The sequence below is a fragment of the Halomonas sp. GD1P12 genome, from assembly GCF_025725645.1.
Classification (GTDB): Bacteria; Pseudomonadota; Gammaproteobacteria; order Pseudomonadales; family Halomonadaceae; genus Vreelandella.
The window spans coordinates 3,137,638-3,154,744 of record NZ_CP107007.1; the positions used below are offsets into that span (position 1 = coordinate 3,137,638).

Genomic DNA, 17,107 nt, shown 5'->3' on the forward strand with positions numbered 1-17,107 from the left:
CGCTTTTCCTTGAGCGCGCATCATGCAAACGCCTCTCAAAAGAAGAAACCGTGCGGCGCATCGGCGCGGTGCTACGCTTAAGCTTTTTTTAACCAGCCTTTCTCGAAGGTCATAAAGGAAACCCCGTGGATTCGATTACGCAGGCGGCGCTGGGCGCCGCAGTGGGCGGCGCCGTCATGGGCCGACGCCTTGGTCGCAAGGCGGTGGTGGTCGGCGCGCTGTTAGGCACCCTGCCGGATTTGGACGTTGCGCTGGACTACGGCGATGCAATCGCCAACGTCACCGAGCACCGGGGGTTCAGCCACTCGCTGTTCGTGCTGACGGGCCTGGGGACACTGCTCGCCCTTTTGAGCCGTTACGCGCTTGCGGGCCGAGCATCCCTTGCCCGCTGGTGGTGTTTTTTCACGTTGATCTTGATCACTCACCCGCTGCTCGACTCGCTCACCACCTACGGTACGCAGCTGCTCTGGCCGCTGGATACGCCGCCCGTCGCCTGGCCGATCGTGTTCATCATCGACCCGCTTTACAGCCTGGCGCTGTTGGGCGGCCTCGTCGCCGCCTGCGTCTCGCGCCGCGTGGTGCACTACTGCGCGCTTGGCCTTGCGCTGTCGTGTGCCTATCTGCTGATGGCGGCGGGCATGAAGTGGTCGGTCGAGATGCGCCTGGCGCCAGCGCTCGAGGCGCGCGGGCTCGATGCTGCGCCGCTGATCGTCCAACCCACGCCGTTCAACATTCTGCTGTGGCGCGCCACGGCCATCGAGGGGGAGCGCTATTTTGAAAGCCTGGTCAGCGTGTTCGACGACGACAGCGCTCCGCGTCTCGAGGCGTTCCAGCGTCAGCGTGCGCCGCTCGAGGAGGTGGCGCTATCCGGCGCGCTTGGTCAGCGCCTGACCTGGTTCAGCGGCCCCTTCCTGCGCTACGAGGTCGAGCCCATCGACGGCGTCGAGACGCTGATCGCCACCGACCTGCGGCTGGGATTTCCAGGCTTTCACCCGTTCAACTTCACCCTGGCCACGCGCCAAAACGGCGAGTGGCAGGCAGTGCCTGAAAGTGAGCAGCTCCCTTCACAGCGCGGACTCAGCGCACAGACGCTGTCGCGCCTGCTCGCCCGCATTGTAGGCAACGAGAAGGCGCTGTGCGCCAGCGACTTCATCGAGCAAAGTTGGCGCGTTTACGGGGAACGCTACGCCTGCCGCCCCGAGAGCGTGACGGATTAGTCCGGCGCGATGCCCTGGCCGCAGCCGCTATACTGCTCGCCCTGGTAGGTGAGGGTCACGCGGGCCGGGTACGGTGCACGGCTTGTCTTGTCAAAACAGGCGCCGGCATCGATGCGCACGCGGAAAAACGGCGCCACGTCGGCGCTTTCCAGCACCACCCGGCCGGCGTCGTTATCCAGCGTGCTGATCATGTAGGTCAGCCGCTCTGGCGGATTATCGCCGGCTTGCACGGTCAGGGTTGGCGTATCGTGGGCAAGGGTGAGCGCCCAGGCCGGCGCCGTCCCAACGCCCTTGAACATCACGCCGGGGTTGTCGGCCCGAGTCATCGCCCGGCGCTCGCCACCGGCGCTGCAGGCGAGCTGGCCGCGGGGCGTTTCGACCCGCGCGGTGTCGCCGCGCTCCCAAAAACTGATATCGCCGTTTTGATAGCGCGCGCCGCTGGCCACCACCGCCTGGGGCAAGCGCCAGGCCCCGTGCAGCGACCAGAGCCGGAGCACCTGGTCGTTGTCCGCACTGATCAAATCCTGGTGGGCGGGCTGGCAGTGCCAAGCCCTGAAGCGCTCGGCGCTGCCGGGAAAAAGCGACGACGGCAGCAGCGGCGCGTCGCTGTTGGCCACCGGGCGCGGCGGCTGGCTTTCCGGCGATGTCGCACAACCGACAAGCCACAGCCCCAGGCAAGCGGCGCCAAGCGCCTTGAGCGGTGTTGAATCGAGCATTGAAGTTCCCTGTAACGCTTTTTTAGGAAGGGCTAATTTTATCAGGATCGGCGTTTAAAAGGGCGGATGAAAAAAGGGTTCATCCTGAAGAGACTAGCGGCGCGTAAATGCACTCAAATCGTGGGGGTCGAAGACCGTCACGCGATCCGGTAGCGCCAGCGCCTGGCGGCGTTCCAGTACGCGCTCTTTTTGTGCAACGCGCGCAGGATCCGGCGCTTTGCCGTTGAGTGCGGCCACCTGATCCACGCCTTCGTGGTAGAAACTTAAAACATCGAGAGCGGCGCGATTGTCCTCATCGACCGCACGCTCGAGCGACGCCTGGTAGCCCTGAATACGCGAAAGATGGTTTTTAAGCTGCCAGACGTAGCTGATTTCGCCCATCCACGGCCGCTCCTTGAGACCCGCAAAGAGCGCGCTGGTAGCCAAAAGCCCCAGCGCGATTCCCAAACCGTGAGCCCAAAGGCTACTTTCCATCACCGAGCTCAACAGCAGCGAAAACAGCATACTGAAAATAATCAGCTGACCGACCATCATGACGCTGATCATGCGCGCCTTGCGCCGGTAGCGCTTTGGGTCTTTCTCTTGCAGGGTAAAGGCCATGCCTTGTCTCCGTTAAATAGCCACTATCATAAGAGAGTGGCCACGGCATACAAGTCATGGCGTGATCTTCTTTTTTGGGGTGATTCAACCGACACCCGTTCATCGATCGTGACGGCCGCCCTATCCCTCGAAGGAAACGATCTCGACCCAGTTGGCATTCTTACCGGCGGGCGCATCATCGATACGGGTGAGCTCGCCATTTTCAGGGTCTATTCGGTACAGGCCGACGCGGTCGTCACGCTGACCGGTGACGACCATGTAGCGCCCCGTGTCATCGATCTGGAAGCCGCGCGGCTGACTCTCTACCTCGAGATGATTCAGGTAGGTGAGTTCGCCGGTATCGGGGTTAGCTTCGAACGTACTGATGACGCTGCTGGTTCGCTCAGACGTATAGACGTAGCGCCCGTCCGGTGTGACCTGAATATCGGCTGCCCATATACGCGGCGTATCATCGCCCTCGGGTATCGCTTCACGTGCCATGCCCTGGTCGAGGTTCAGCGACTCGACAATACCCGGCTCGACCGATACCTGGGTCAGCGTGCCGTTGCTGGCATCGAACGCGTAGGTCGTGACGGCCCCCGAAAATTCGCCGAGCAGGTAGACGTAGCGGCCATTGGGAGAAAAGACGAAATGACGCGGGCCGGTATCGTCCGGCGTACCGGCGGCGTCTGGGTCGTTCGACTCCAGCCGTCCGGTCTCGGCGTCAAAGCGAAATTGCGCGAGCCGGTCATCCCCCAGGTTGGAGGCAAAGGCGTAGCGGTTGTCCGGCGAGGTGTGGATCGCGTGCGCATTGCGGCCGGTTTCGACGGTTTGCTGAGCGTCTCCTACGACGCCGTTTTCATCGATGGGGCTGACACTAACGAGGTTGTCGGAATAGGACGCGGAAAACAGATAGGCCCCGCTCTGGTCCGACTCGATATAGGGCATGCTGGCAGGCAGGGAGCCGCTACCCTGCTGGCTTAGCTTTCCCGTCTCCCTGTCGATTCGATACGTCAGCACTCGGAAAGGCTCGCTGCGCACGGAGGCGTACAGGTAGTGCCGGTCGGGGCTGACCGCCATGGGCATGACGCCTTCGCCGGCGGTGGTCGTCTCCAGTGGTTCCAGCGTACCCGCCGCGCGGTCCAGGATATAGCTTGTAATCGCACCGTCATCGGCATTGGAAACGTAGACGTAGGTGTTCGCCTGAGCCGTCAGGCCTGTTCCGAGAAGTGTCGCGCCCATTAGAAATATCCCTGCCATTCTGGTTGTCTGGTGCATGATGGGTATCGATTCCTGATCCTTCGAGAAAAACGTATGACATCGTACATCCTGTTCAATGTAATACGTTTCCACTACCCAACAACTAGACCAATGGCGTACTGCCGGTCTCAAACGGACGAAGAAGTAGCCACCGCGCTGATCCGCGTCGAACACGAAGCGAATCAGGCGAGTCCCGGAGCATCAAGGCGTCAAGCTAGCCGCTCGGCGGCGGTTTTCAACAGGTGCTCGGTGGTGTCCCAGCCCACGCAGGCGTCGGTAATCGAGACGCCATAGCGCATCGCGCCGGGGTTTAGCGCCTGTTTGCCTTCGAACAGGTGGCTTTCGAGCATCAGTGCGACCAGGTTCGCCTCGCCCGCGCGGCGCTGGTCGAGAACGTCGAGCATCACCTCGCTCTGGCGGCGGTGATCCTTGCGCGCGTTGGCGTGGCTGCAGTCGACCATCAGGCGCGGGTTCTGCCCCGCCGCCTGCAGGGTCTGGATCGCCTGGCGCACGTGGTGGGACTGGTAGTTGGGTTCACCGTGGCCGCCGCGCAGCACCACGTGCGTATGTGGGTTGCCGGCGCTTTGACGCATGATCGGGCGGCCCTGCGCATTCTGGGCGAAGCGCTGGTGCGGGTGGGCAGCGGCCTGCATGGCGTCGATCGCCACCTGTACGTCGCCGCTGGTCGCATTTTTAAAGCCCACCGCAGCGCGCAAGTCACTGGCAAGCTCGCGGTGAAGCTGACACTCGGTAGTGCGCGCGCCGATCGCCACCCAGCTCAACAGATCTTCCAGGTACGGCGCGAGCATCGGCTGCAAAAGCTCGGTGGCCACCGGAAGGCCCCGGGAGGCCACGGCGTGCATCAGCTCCCGCGAGCGGGTCACCCCTTTCGCCATGTCGCCGGCGCCGTTCAAATCCGGGTCGTAGGCCAGGCCCTTCCAGCCCACGGTGGTGCGCGGCTTCTCGACGTAAACACGCATTACCGGCAGCACGCGCTCGCTGATCTCGTCGCCGAGCGCGGCGAGGCGGTCGGCGTACTCGAGCGCGGCATCCGGGTCGTGGATCGAGCAGGGCCCAACCACCACCAGCAGGCGGGAATCCTCGCCGGTCAGGATGCGCTGCACCGCCTGGCGCTGGCGATCGAGGCGGCTTTCAAGTGCGGCATCGACGTGGATGCGCTCCAAAAGCTCGCCGGGCAGCGGCAAGGGCGTAGCGCCTTTCTCGGTGGCGGTGGCGGGCTGGGCAGTACGGGTCGTCGTTACTGGGGCGTTCATGGCGTTATCTCACGGTCAAGGGACATCGGTCATTCAGGGTGCCACCCAAACGGGCCCGGTCGGAGGTGGCTACCTGCACCGACCGCGCGCCGCTAAATCGCCAGGCCTGGTAATTACCCGAATAGAGAGCGATAAAAGCGTTGCGGTAAGCGGTCATGGTGTCTCTCCTTGAAACGTTACGTGAATCCGGTTTTATAACCGTATAAAAACGCAAAAGCCCCGGCGGGTGTCCCGCCGGGGCTTTTGCTGTCGGCAGGCTACCTGGAAGGTGTGCCTGCTGGGTTGGCTAGTCGCGAGCCCAGGGCACACCGGATCCAAACCAATAAAAGCCATAGCCCAACGCGCACGCGAAAACGCCCGCCGCGCGAGGCAGCGAAAGCGTTATCAGTGAGCGAGGCGATAGCGTCATAGTGTTATCCGGTGTGTTATTCAATGGGCGAACCAGCGTTATGGCTTTATCCTGCCTGCCAAAACCGTCAATGGCAATACTCTTTACGCATCGAATGTCGTTTAGCTCGTCGGGCGCGGGGCGTAGGCGAACACGTCCGAGTAGAGCCTCTCCGGCCGGGCGCCATGAGCCTCGAGCACGTCGACGCAGGCGTAGACCATGCCCGGCGAGCCGGAAAGATAGATATCGCACTCGTTGACCGCCACCGGTTCATTTTCGATGGCCAGGGTCGGCAGCGCGCGCTCGAGCACCTCGGTGATACGCCCCTGAAAGTGGGCGATGCGCGGCGCGTTAGTCAGCGGTTTTTCGAGCTCGAGTTCGGTGACCGCGTGAAAATGAACGTTGTCGAAACGCGCCGCCCAATCGCTGGCAAGGTGTTCGGCGTAAAGGTCTCGATGCTCGCGGGCCGCCCACCAGATGAACACGGCGCGCCCCGGCTGCTCGTCGAGCACCGCCTCGACGATCGCTTTCATCTGGGCGAATCCGGTACCGGCGGCGATCAACAAGAGCGCGCGCTCGCTTTGCACGTCGAGCACGCACTCGCCGCCGGGCAGGCGGATGGTGAGCTCGCCGGAGAGTGTGAGCAGTTCGCGCAGTCGGGCGGAGTTCTCCCGCTCCGGGCGGTGCTGGATGTGCAGCTCGATCACGCCGTCGCCGCGCCCGTGGCTGGCAATGGAGAACGGCACCCAGGTGGACGCGTCGAGCTTGAGCTCGAGGTACTGGCCCGGCAGGTGACTGATCGCGTCCGGGTCGCCCTCCAGCGTCACCCCGAGTACGTCCGGGTTGAGCGCTCGAACGTCGGTGATCCGGCAGATGATCGCTTCCCGCGTGGGGGTCTGGGTGCTCGTGCTCATGACAGCCTCTTTTGAAAACTCAACGCTTTTAAATCTGGCGCTTTTAAAACCTTGCATAAAACCCTGAAACGCTCGCTTAGCCGTGGCGCGACGGCGGGCGCTCGATACCGATCCCCAGCGACTCCCAGCGCTCGTCGACCCGCGCCTTGACCGCCTCATCCATGACGATGGGCGTGCCCCACTCGCGGTCGGTCTCGCCGGGCCACTTGTTGGTGGCGTCGAGGCCCATCTTGGAGCCGAGCCCGGAGACCGGCGAGGCAAAATCCAGGTAGTCGATCGGCGTATTCTCGACCATGACCGTATCGCGGGCCGGGTCCATGCGCGTGGTGATCGCCCACATCACATCTTCCCAGTTGCGCGCGTCCACGTCGTCGTCGAGCACGATCACGAACTTGGTGTACATGAACTGGCGCAGAAAGCTCCATACCCCCATCATTACGCGCTTGGCGTGGCCGGGGTACTGCTTTTTCATGGTCACCACCGCCATGCGGTAGGAGCACCCTTCCGGCGGCAGGTAGAAGTCGACGATTTCGGGAAACTGCTTGTGCAGGATGGGCACGAACACTTCGTTGAGCGCCACACCCAGGATCGCCGGCTCGTCCGGCGGCCGGCCGGTGTAGGTCGAGTGATAGATCGCATCGCGTCTTTGGGTCATGCGCGTCACGGTGAAGACCGGGAAGGTATCCACTTCGTTGTAGTAGCCGGTGTGATCGCCATAGGGGCCTTCCGGCGCCATGTCGTCCGGGTAGATGAAGCCTTCGAGGATGATCTCGGCAGAGGCCGGTACCTCGAGGTCCGCGTGATGACACGCCACGAGCTCGGTGCGCGAGCCGCGAAGCAATCCGGCGAAGGCATACTCGGAGAGCGAATCCGGAATCGGCGTTACCGCGCCCAGAATGGTCGCCGGGTCGGCGCCGAGCGCCACGGCCACCGGGAACGGCTCGCCGGGGTGCTCCTTCTGGAACTCCTGAAAATCGAGCGCCCCGCCGCGATGCGACAACCAGCGCATGATCAGCCGGTTCTTGCCGATCTTCTGCTGGCGGTAGATACCCAGGTTCTGACGCTTCTTGTGCGGCCCGCGGGTGATGACCAGCGGCCAGGTGACCAAAGGGGCGGCGTCGCCGGGCCAACAGTGCTGGATCGGAAGCCGGTTCAGATCGACCTCGTCGCCTTCGAACACCACTTCCTGCACCGGGGCGCGCTTGACGCTTTTCGGCCCCATGCTCAGCACCTGCTTGAAGATGGGCAGCTTCTCCCAGGCATCCTTCAATCCCTTGGGCGGGTCCGGCTCTTTCAAAAACGCCAGCAGCTTGCCGACTTCGCGCAGCGCCTCGACGGACTCCTGGCCCATGCCCAGCGCCACCCGGGTGGGAGTGCCGAACAGGTTGCCCAGAAGCGGCATATCGTGGCCCTTGACGTTCTCGAACAGCAGCGCCGGGCCGCCGGCACGCAGGGTGCGATCGCAGATTTCGGTGATCTCCAGGTACGGGTCCACCTCGACCGTTACCCGCTTGAGCTCACCGCGCGCTTCGAGTGCCTTGATGAAATCGCGCAAGTCGTTATATTTCAAAACCTTCCCCCGAAGTATCGCCTTGACAGGCTATCGCCTTACCGCGCCTGGCGAGGTGCGCCTAGCGACGCTTCATCGCTTCGAAAAACTCGATGTTGGTCTTGGTATCCTTCAAGCGATCGATCAAAAACTCCGTGGCGGCGGTGTCTTCCATCGGGTTCAACAGCTTGCGAAGAATCCACATGCGCTGCATTTCGTCTTCCGAGGCCAAAAGGTCCTCGCGACGCGTGCCGCTGCGGCGAATGTTGATCGCCGGGAAAACGCGCTTTTCGGCCAGCTTGCGGTCGAGGTGCGCTTCCATGTTGCCGGTGCCCTTGAACTCCTCGAAGATGACTTCATCCATCTTGGAGCCGGTATCGACCAGGGCCGTGGCGATGATGGTGAGGCTTCCGCCCTCTTCGATGTTACGCGCGGCACCAAAAAAGCGCTTGGGCTTTTCGAGCGCGTGAGCGTCGACACCGCCGGTCAGCACCTTGCCGGAGCTCGGCACCACGGTGTTGTAGGCGCGCGCCAGGCGGGTGATGGAATCGAGCAGAATCACCACGTCCTTTTTGTGCTCGACCAAACGCTTGGCCTTTTCGATCACCATTTCGGCGACCTGCACGTGGCGCGCTGGCGGCTCATCGAAGGTGGAGGCAACCACTTCGCCGCGCACGGTGCGCGCCATTTCGGTCACTTCTTCCGGGCGCTCGTCGATCAACAGCACGATCAGATGACACTCGGGGCTGTTGCGCGTGATCGAGGTGGCGATGTTTTGCAGCATCAGCGTCTTACCGGCTTTCGGCGGCGACACCAGAAGGCCCCGCTGCCCCTTGCCGATCGGCGCGGTCAAATCGATGATGCGCGCGGTCAGATCTTCGGTCGAGCCGTTGCCGATCTCCATGCGCAGCCGATCGTTGGGAAACAGCGGCGTCAGGTTCTCGAAGAGAATCTTGTGCTTGGCGTTTTCCGGGCGGTCGAAATTGATCTGGCTGACTTTCAACAGCGCGAAGTAGCGCTCGCCCTCTTTCGGTGGACGAATCTTGCCGGAGATCGAGTCGCCCTTACGCAGGTTGAAGCGACGAATCTGTGACGGCGACACGTAGATGTCGTCCGGCCCGGCGAGATAGGAGCTGTCGGCGCTTCTTAGAAAGCCAAAGCCGTCCTGGAGAATTTCCAGCACACCGTCGCCGTAGATATCCTCACCGCTCTTGGCGTGCTTTTTGAGGATAGCGAAGATGATGTCCTGCTTGCGCGAGCGAGCCAGGTTGTCGATCCCCATTTCGCGGGCGATATCGAGCAGCTCGGGAACGGATTTTTGCTTGAGTTCAGTGAGATTCATCGGTGTGTAAGAACGTTGCTCATGAAAGCCAGGCGCCGGGCGCCGGGAATAAGACAGGAGGCGTAGTGAGTCCGCCCAGTGGTGCGTTCAGGTCCCGCTAGACAAGTCAAACGGCGGCGAACCCGGCTTTCTATAGCGCAGGGGCTGCTTGACTCGAAGGTTCGTGGAAGCTGCTTTGTGATCCGCTCAAGGAGTGGGCGGTATCAACGGGTTCTGACGACTTGGAAATCAGGCCAGTTGGAAGTTTCCGGGTGGACGTGAGGCGACGCTGGTCGAGTCACTCCTGCCGATTCGCCGTGCATTTGGATCAACGCATCGAGACCGACAGGCCAGCCGGGAGCAGGCCAGTAGCTCGATGGTAGTCAAGCGCCGGCCTAAACGCAAGCCCCGAGCAATTGACAACGGCTGGCCGGCGACGCAACCTTGCCTTAGCCCATTGGAAGGAACGCTCATGTTACAGGACACCCCGCTCGCCGAGCCCGATGCCTCCCCCGCCGCGGAGGGCTCGCAGCCGACCCGGCTCGCCGCCATCGACCTTGGTTCGAACAGCTTCCACCTGCTGGTGGCCAACTACGTCAACGAGCGCCTTCAGGTGGTCGCACGGCTAGGCGAAAAGGTTCAGCTGGCAGCGGGGCTCGACGATAACGGCTATCTCGAAGAGGCGGCCATGCAGCGCGCGCTCGAGTGTTTGGCCCGCTTCGCCCCCTTTCTTAGCGACATCGACGCCGCCAATCTGCGCATCGTCGGTACCAACGCGCTGCGCGACGCCCATAACAGCCAGGATTTCATCGATCAGGCCGAAGCGCAGCTTGGCCACGCCATCGAAATCATCGCCGGGCGCGAAGAGGCGCGCCTGATCTATTTGGGCGCGGCCCACGCGCTGGCAGAAAACGGTCGCCGGCTGATCGTCGATATCGGGGGCGGCTCCACCGAGCTGATCATCGGCGAGGCTTTTGAGCCCAAAGCCCTCGAAAGCCTGCGCATGGGCTGTGTGACCTACACGAGCCGCTACTTTCCCGACGGCGAGCTGTCCGAGAAGCGCATGCGCCGCGCCGAGCTCGCCGCACTTTCCGAGCTCGCCAACATTCAGCGCCCCTATCAAAAGCTCGGCTGGGATGACCCGGTGGGCTCGAGCGGCACCATCAAGGCCGCCGCCAGCGTGCTCCATGCCTACGGCGATACGCCGCAGGAGGGCATGATCACCCGCGCGGGGCTCAGGAAGCTGCGCGACCGGCTAATCAAGTGCAAAAGTCTCGATAAGGTCGTCCTCGATGGTCTCAAAGAGGATCGCGCCCGGGTTTTCCCCGCCGGCATCGCGATCCTGAGCGCGATTTTCGAAGCCTTCGATCTAAAAGAGATGCGCTTTGCCGACGGTGCGCTGCGCGAGGGCGTGCTGTTCGACATGGCCGGGCGCAACACCGCCGAGGACATTCGCGCCAGCACGCTTGCCAACCTGCAGCAGATCTACGATGTCGATGTGCGCCAGGCCGATAACGTGGCCCATACCGCGCGGGCGCTGTTCGAACAGGTGAGCCGCGCCTGGCGGCTCACCCCGGAGCAGGGCCATTTTCTGGAGTGGGCGTGTCTGGTGCACGAGATCGGCCTTGCGATCTCTCACAGCCAGTTTCATCGTCACGGCGCGTATTTGCTCGAACACTCGGATCTGGCCGGCTTTTCGCGCCCGGAGCAGCAGCTTCTGGCGCAGCTCGTTCGCGCCCACCGGCGCAAGTTTCCGGTCAAGGAGTGGCAGTCGCTGCCCGCGGCGCAGCGCGACGCCTGTACCAAGCTTGCGCGCCTTTTGCGCCTGGCGGTACTGCTCAACCACTCGCGCCCGGAAGAGCCGCCGGCCACGCCGACTATCACGGCAAGCGAGCAGACACTGACCGTGACGCTGCCGGCAAGCGACGAGCCGACGCTGTTAAGCACTGATCTCGAGCAGGAGCAGGCCGCGCTTCAGGCCGCCGGATTCTCGCTAAAGCTCATTTAGCGCGATCAACGTGACATCGCGGGCCTGGAACAGCACCCGGTCAGGCGTGACCCGGTCAGGCGTGACCCGGTCTGGCGTGACCCGGTCAGGCCCGGCGAGTGCGGCCAGACAGCGCTCTCCCTCCATCACCACGATCACGCCCTCGCGCCGCCAGGGCGGAAGCCCCGCCTCCTGCAACAGACGCTTGAGATCGCGCCGCCCGCGCCCGGCCAGATCGATCACCTCGCCGCCCCGGCGAAAGCGCAGCGTCACCCGCCGCGCCGGGTAGAGGCGGACCCGAAGGGGTCCCAGCGGCGTGGCGATCCCCTCTTCACCGTTCCAACTCACCTGCCACGCCGGCAGCGCCTGGCGCGGCGCCATCAGATAGAGCCCGCCGCGCCAGCGCCGCGCCTCGGCCCCGGGCCAGCGAAGGTGAACCCGGGCATCGTCGGCCGCGCCGAGCTGCTCGAGCAGGCTCTCCAGCCGCGCTGCCGGCGGCGTGGGAAGCTCGAGCGTTTGGCACAGCGTGCGGATCAATAGCCGCTGGCGGGCGGGAGAGTGCGCGCGAAGCCCCTCGACCTCGAGACAGCCCGGCCCGCGGGAGAGCGCTTCAAGATCCTGCACGGCGTAGTCAAAAAGCAGTGCATCGGCCTCGCCGGCAAGCCGCGCGCTGCGCGCCAGCATCCTGGGGCCGCTCGCGCCAAGCGCCGGCAGTACGCGGTGGCGTAGCCGGTTGCGCAAAAGCGCAAGATCGTCGTTGGTCGGGTCGTCACACCAGTCAAGCGAGCGCGCCCTGGCAGCGGCTTCGAGCTCGGCACGCGGCCGCTCGAGCCAGGGGCGCACCAGCGTACGGCCCCGCCACTGACGTCTTTCGGGCATGCCCGCCAGCCCCCGCACGCCGCTGCCTCTGAGCGCGCCGAGCAGAAAGGTTTCGGCCTGATCGTTCTGGTGCTGGGCGAGCCACAGCGTATCGCCCTGTGGGACGTGGGTCTCAAACGCCCGGTAGCGGGCGGCGCGGGCAGCGGCCTCCAGGCCCTCGCCGTTGAGCGCGACGTCCACATGGGCCACCTCCAACGCCACGCCGAGCGACTCACACAGCGTGCGGCAGTGAACCTCGAAATCCCTGGCGGCGGCCTGCAAACCGTGGTTGACGTGAAGCGCCGCAAGCTCTCGCCCGGCGCGCTGGCAGACGCCGGCGGCCAGGGCGAGCAGCAGCGTGGAGTCGAGCCCGCCGGAGAGCGCCACCCAAACAGAGCGCCCCGGCGCGGTGTGCGCCAGGGCGTCGGTCAACAGCCGTTCAAGCGGGGTAAGCGGCTCAGGCGGCCGGGGCGCCATAGCTCATGAGGCGCTCATAGCGGCGCGCAAGCAGCGTATCGGTATCCAGCCGCTCAAGGCGCTCGAGGCTATCACTGAGTGCCTGCTTGATGCGCTCGGCGGTAGTGGCCGGGTGGCGGTGAGCACCGCCCAGCGGCTCCTTGATCAGCTCGTCGACGAAACCGAGCTCCTTCAGGCGCTCGGCGGTAATGCCCATCGCCTGGGCGGCCTCGGAGGCCTTCTCGGCGCTTTTCCAGAGAATCGAGGCGCAGCCTTCCGGCGAGATCACCGAATAGGTGGAGTACTGCAGCATGTGCAGCTCGTCGCATACGCCGATCGCCAGCGCCCCGCCGGAGCCGCCCTCGCCTACCACGGTGGAGATGATCGGCGTTTTCAGCCGCGACATCACCGCCAGGTTATAGGCGATCGCCTCGGATTGGCCGCGCTCTTCGGCGTCGATACCCGGGTAGGCGCCGGGGGTGTCGATGAAGGTCAGCACCGGCATCTTGAAGCGCTCGGCCATCTCCATCAGTCGGCACGCCTTACGATAGCCTTCCGGGCGCGGCATACCGAAGTTGCGGCGCACCTTCTCTTTTACGTCGCGGCCTTTTTGATGGCCGATCACCATCACCGGGGCATCATTGAGACGCGCCACGCCGCCAACCAGCGCGGCGTCATCGGCAAAGTTGCGATCGCCGTGGAGCTCGTCGAAGTCGGTGAAGATGGAGGCAAAGTAGTCCAGCGGATAGGGGCGCTGCGGATGGCGCGAAATCTGCGACACCTGCCAGGGCGTCAAATCCTTGAAGATCGACTCGGTCAGCTTGCGGCTTTTCTCTTCGAGCCGGGTAATTTCGTCGGAAAGATTGACCTGGTTGTCGGAGCTTACCAAGCGCAGCTCCTCAATTTTTGCCTGAAGCTCTGCTATGGGCTGTTCAAAATCGAGATAGTTGGGATTCATCGGCTCTGCCTGTAAGCGTCCTGTGAAAAGAAGCTTGAGTGAAAATGTCGTGATGAAAATATCGTCAAACGTGCATTATCGCACCTGGGCCGGCGCGCGCAAGGCGCGCGCGCCAAACGCTAGCGGTAGCGCAGCTGGATACCGACCTGGCCCTCGACGTCGCGAAGCGTCTGCAGCAGGTCGTCGCTGGGCGTCACACTCCAGCTTTCGTCGAGCGAAAGCCACCCGGTGGCCTCTTCATGGCGGTAGTGCAGATGCACCGGAAGCCCGGCCTCGTCGCGATACGGGCTCAGGCAGTCGCGCAGGCTCTCGACCAGACGGCCGTTGATTTTGCTCGCATCCAGCGCGATCTCCACGCCCTGGCCATACTTGAGTCTGGCCGCCACCATCGGCGTGACCTCCTTGCCGCGAAGCTTGAGCCCACCGGAGAAGTCATCACTCGAGACATCGCCTTCGACGATCAACACCTGCCCGTCGAGGCTTTGGCCTCGAAGCTGCTCGAACAGTTCGCCAAAGATCGAGGCCTCGATACGCCCGGTACGGTCATCGAGGGTGACGAAGGCCATGGTGTCGCCGCGTTTGGACTTCATGGTACGCATCGCTACCACCAGCCCCGCCACCCGCTGCGGCTCCCAGGAGGGCTTGAGCTCGCTGATGCGCGTGGAGACGAAGCGCTTGAGTTCACGTTCGTACTCGTCGATCGGATGACCGGTGAGGTAGAGCCCAAGGGTATCCTTCTCGCCGGCCAGGCGCTCACGATCCGACCACTCCCGGGCGTGGCGGTACTCGGTGTAGACGTCACTCGCCTCTTGTTCCTCGGCCGGGGCGAAGGCGTCGCCGAACATGTCGAGCATCCCCAGGTTCTGGTTGGCGTGGCTCTGCGCCGCCGCCTTGAGCGCGTCCTCCATGGCGGCGAACAGCACCGCCCGGTTGGGGCCGAGGTTATCGAGGGCCCCGGAGCGAATCAGCGCCTCGAGGGTGCGCTTGTTCATGCGTTTGGGGTCGATGCGCCGGCAGAAGTCGAACAGATCCTTGAACGGTCCGCCCTCCTCACGCGCGGCGACGATCGCCCCGATCGGGCCTTCGCCCACGCCGCGAATCGCCCCGAGCCCGTAGACCACGCGGGCCTCCACATCGACGGTGAACTTGTAGCCGCCCACGTTGACGTCCGGCGGCGTCACGGTGAGCTTGAGATTGCGACACTCCTCGATCAGCGGTACCACCTTATCGAGGTTGTCCATCTCGGTGGACATGACCGCGGCCATGAACGGCCCCGGGTAGTGCGCCTTGAGCCACGCGGTCTGGTAGGAGACCAGCGCGTAGGCGGCGGAGTGCGACTTGTTGAAGCCGTAGCCGGCGAACTTCTCCACCAGGTCGAAGATGTTGCCCGCCAGATCCTTGTCGATGCCGTTGGCCGCGCACCCTTCCATGAAGCCGGCGCGCTGCTTGGCCATCTCCTCGGGCTTTTTCTTGCCCATCGCCCGGCGCAGCATGTCGGCCTGACCGAGGCTATAGCCGGCCATCACCTGGGCGATCTGCATCACCTGCTCCTGATACAGGATGATGCCGTAGGTGGGCGAAAGCACCGGTTTCAACAGCTCGTGCTGGTAATCCGGGTGTGGATAAGAGACTTCCGCGCGGCCGTGTTTACGGTTGATGAAATCGTCGACCATGCCGGATTGCAAAGGCCCTGGCCGGAACAGCGCCACCAGGGCGATCATGTCGTCGAGCGAATCCGGCAAGAGCCGCTTGATCAGCTCCTTCATGCCGCGGGATTCGAGCTGGAATACCGCCGTGGTCTCGGCGCGCTTCAACATCTCGAACGTCTTGCCGTCATCGAGCGGAATGGCGTCGATGTTGAGCGGGCCTTCACCGGCGGCGTCGCGCACCTTGTCGACCATCTCCAGCGCCCAGTCGATGATCGTCAGCGTTCGAAGGCCCAGAAAGTCGAACTTGACCAGCCCCGCCTCTTCGATGTCGTTCTTGTCGAACTGCACCACCAGCCCCGAGCCGTCCTCATCGCACAGAAGCGGCGAGAAGTCAGTGAGTTTGGTCGGGGCGATGACCACGCCGCCGGCGTGCTTGCCGGTACCGCGGGTGGTGCCCTCGAGTTTGAGCGCCATCTCCCAGATCTCTTCGGCTTCCTCGTCGGTGTCGATGAACTCCTTGAGCGCCGGTTCCTGCTCGATCGCCTTGCCAAGCGTCATGCCGACTTCAAAGGGGATGAGCTTGGAGAGCTTGTCACCGAGCGAGTAGGGCCGGCCCTGGGCACGGGCGACGTCGCGCACCACCGCCTTGGCGGCCATGGTGCCGAAGGTGACGATCTGGGACACGGCGTTACGCCCGTAGCGGTCCGCCACGTACTCGATCACCCGGTCGCGCTTCTCCATGCAGAAGTCGACGTCGAAGTCGGGCATCGAGACCCGCTCCGGGTTCAAAAAGCGCTCGAACAGCAGATCGTAGCCAATCGGGTCGAGATCGGTGATCTTCTGCGCATAGGCCACCAAGGAGCCTGCACCGGAGCCGCGCCCCGGCCCGACCGGCACGTCGTTGTCCTTGGCCCACTGGATGAAGTCCATCACGATCAAAAAGTAGCCGGGAAAACCCATCTGGATGATGACGTTGAGCTCGAACTCCAACCGCTCGCGGTAGCGCGCATCGATCGTTTTATACTCGTCGCTGTCACGCGGGTAGCGATCCACCGGGAACAGAAAGTCGAGGCGCTCGGTCAGTCCGTCGTGGGAGACCTTTCTGAAGAACTCGTCCTGGGTCATACCCTCGGGAATGCCGAACTCGGGCAGGAATATCTCGCCCAGACGTACGTCGACGCTGCAGCGCCGAGCGATCATCACGCTGTTCTCGAGCGCCTCAGGGATGTCCGAGAACAGCTCCGCCATCTCTTCCGGGCTTTTAAGATACTGCTCCTCGGTATAGCGCCGTTCGCGGCGGGGGTCGTCGAGTGCCTTGCCCTCGCCGATCGCTACCCGCGTCTCGTGCGCCCAGAAGTCGTCGCGCTCCAGAAAGCGCACGTCGTTGGTCGCGACCACGGGGGTGCCGGTCTCGACGGCAAGCGCAACGCTTTGGTGAACGCAGGCTTCTTCCAGCGAGCGCCCGGTGCGGATCAGCTCGAGATAAAAGCGGTCGGGAAACGCCGACTGCCACTCCTCTAAAAGCGCGCGCGCCTCGCGCTCGTGATCGCTCAACAGGTGGCGACCAATATCGCCTTCACGCCCGCCGGAGAGCGCGATCAGTCCTTCGCTCTGCGCGAGCACCCAGCGCTTATCGAGAATCGCGCGGCCCTGGCGCTGGCCGTCGCTCCAGCCCTTCGAGATCAGCTCGGTGAGGTTGCGATAGCCGACGTCGTTCATCGCCAGCAGCGTAATGCGGTACGGGTGCGCCTCGTCATGCGGGTTGGCAAGCCACAGGTCACTGCCGATGATCGGCTTGAGCCCCGCCCCCTGGGCGGCCTTGTAGAACTTCACCAGCCCGAACAGGTTCGTCTCGTCGGTCAGCGCCAGCGCCGGCATGGCGCGGGCAGCGGTCGTACTGACCAGCGACTTGAGCTTTACCAGGCCGTCGACCAGGGAGTATTCGCTGTGCACCCGAAGATGAACGAAGGGAGACGTCATA

General features: G+C 63.6%; 12 protein-coding genes. 2 read left to right on the forward strand and 10 right to left on the reverse strand.

The features are described from left to right. Positions 1–125 precede the first annotated feature (125 nt). Complete coding sequence (locus OCT39_RS14465) at positions 126–1,217, forward strand: metal-dependent hydrolase (RefSeq protein ID WP_263585159.1); 1,092 nt, start codon at positions 126–128, stop codon at positions 1,215–1,217. On the opposite strand, the gene OCT39_RS14470 is transcribed toward OCT39_RS14465, so the two are convergent. From OCT39_RS14470 to rho, 7 genes are all read right to left on the reverse strand, one after another. Continuing rightward, a complete protein-coding gene (locus OCT39_RS14470) occupies positions 1,214–1,933 on the reverse strand; it encodes an MliC family protein (RefSeq protein ID WP_263585160.1) in 720 nt (239 codons plus the stop codon). The genes OCT39_RS14465 and OCT39_RS14470 overlap by 4 nt on opposite strands. Positions 1,934–2,026: 93 nt before the next feature. After that, the gene (locus OCT39_RS14475; RefSeq protein ID WP_263585161.1) at positions 2,027–2,533 is read right to left on the reverse strand and encodes a DUF3087 domain-containing protein; all 507 of its coding nucleotides are present in this window, start codon (positions 2,531–2,533) and stop codon (positions 2,027–2,029) included. Between the two features lie 120 nt (positions 2,534–2,653). After that, a complete protein-coding gene (locus OCT39_RS14480; RefSeq protein ID WP_263585162.1) occupies positions 2,654–3,754 on the reverse strand; it encodes a lactonase family protein in 1,101 nt (366 codons plus the stop codon). 227 nt (positions 3,755–3,981) lie between these two features. Further along, the gene (locus OCT39_RS14485; RefSeq protein WP_263585163.1) at positions 3,982–5,046 is read right to left on the reverse strand and encodes a 3-deoxy-7-phosphoheptulonate synthase; all 1,065 of its coding nucleotides are present in this window, start codon (positions 5,044–5,046) and stop codon (positions 3,982–3,984) included. A gap of 510 nt (positions 5,047–5,556) precedes the next feature. Next, on the reverse strand, positions 5,557–6,348 hold the full coding sequence (locus OCT39_RS14490; protein ID WP_263585164.1) for an NAD(P)H-flavin reductase: 792 nt from the start codon (positions 6,346–6,348) through the stop codon (positions 5,557–5,559). A 76-nt stretch (positions 6,349–6,424) separates the two neighbouring features. Continuing rightward, positions 6,425–7,918, reverse strand: coding sequence for a 4-hydroxy-3-polyprenylbenzoate decarboxylase (gene ubiD, locus OCT39_RS14495; protein ID WP_263585165.1), 1,494 nt, complete (start codon positions 7,916–7,918; stop codon positions 6,425–6,427). Positions 7,919–7,979: 61 nt separating this feature from the next. Beyond that, positions 7,980–9,239: a transcription termination factor Rho gene (rho, locus tag OCT39_RS14500; protein WP_252109522.1), complete on the reverse strand. Its 1,260-nt coding sequence runs from the start codon at positions 9,237–9,239 to the stop codon at positions 7,980–7,982. A 451-nt stretch (positions 9,240–9,690) separates the two neighbouring features. Here rho and ppx point away from each other — a divergent pair, with 451 nt between their 5' ends. Next, complete coding sequence (ppx, locus tag OCT39_RS14505) at positions 9,691–11,226, forward strand: exopolyphosphatase (protein ID WP_263585166.1); 1,536 nt, start codon at positions 9,691–9,693, stop codon at positions 11,224–11,226. Here ppx and tilS read toward each other — a convergent pair. The 3 genes from tilS to dnaE form a co-directional block, all read right to left on the reverse strand. Then, positions 11,212–12,540, reverse strand: coding sequence for a tRNA lysidine(34) synthetase TilS (tilS, locus tag OCT39_RS14510; RefSeq protein WP_263585167.1), 1,329 nt, complete (start codon positions 12,538–12,540; stop codon positions 11,212–11,214). The genes ppx and tilS overlap by 15 nt on opposite strands. Beyond that, positions 12,521–13,477 (reverse strand): acetyl-CoA carboxylase carboxyltransferase subunit alpha, encoded by a 957-nt coding sequence (locus OCT39_RS14515; RefSeq protein WP_263585168.1) that lies wholly within the window; start codon positions 13,475–13,477, stop codon positions 12,521–12,523. Before OCT39_RS14515 ends, tilS begins: the two co-directional genes overlap by 20 nt. A 119-nt stretch (positions 13,478–13,596) precedes the next feature. Then, positions 13,597–17,106, reverse strand: a complete 3,510-nt coding sequence (dnaE, locus tag OCT39_RS14520; RefSeq protein ID WP_263585169.1) for a DNA polymerase III subunit alpha — start codon at positions 17,104–17,106, stop codon at positions 13,597–13,599. Position 17,107: the final 1 nt, after the last annotated feature.

What these genes read in the sequence shown, in the direction of transcription:
- OCT39_RS14515 (WP_263585168.1), bottom strand. Translation starts at nt 13,477, where the DNA reads ATGAATCCCAACTATCTCGATTTTGAACAGCCCATAGCAGAGCTTCAG.
- OCT39_RS14475 (WP_263585161.1), bottom strand. Translation starts at nt 2,533, where the DNA reads ATGGCCTTTACCCTGCAAGAGAAAGACCCAAAGCGCTACCGGCGCAAG.
- rho (WP_252109522.1), bottom strand. Translation starts at nt 9,239, where the DNA reads ATGAATCTCACTGAACTCAAGCAAAAATCCGTTCCCGAGCTGCTCGAT.
- dnaE (WP_263585169.1), bottom strand. Translation starts at nt 17,106, where the DNA reads ATGACGTCTCCCTTCGTTCATCTTCGGGTGCACAGCGAATACTCCCTG.
- OCT39_RS14485 (WP_263585163.1), bottom strand. Translation starts at nt 5,046, where the DNA reads ATGAACGCCCCAGTAACGACGACCCGTACTGCCCAGCCCGCCACCGCC.
- OCT39_RS14480 (WP_263585162.1), bottom strand. Translation starts at nt 3,754, where the DNA reads ATGGGCGCGACACTTCTCGGAACAGGCCTGACGGCTCAGGCGAACACC.
- ppx (WP_263585166.1), top strand. Translation starts at nt 9,691, where the DNA reads ATGTTACAGGACACCCCGCTCGCCGAGCCCGATGCCTCCCCCGCCGCG.
- OCT39_RS14490 (WP_263585164.1), bottom strand. Translation starts at nt 6,348, where the DNA reads ATGAGCACGAGCACCCAGACCCCCACGCGGGAAGCGATCATCTGCCGG.
- OCT39_RS14470 (WP_263585160.1), bottom strand. Translation starts at nt 1,933, where the DNA reads ATGCTCGATTCAACACCGCTCAAGGCGCTTGGCGCCGCTTGCCTGGGG.
- tilS (WP_263585167.1), bottom strand. Translation starts at nt 12,540, where the DNA reads ATGGCGCCCCGGCCGCCTGAGCCGCTTACCCCGCTTGAACGGCTGTTG.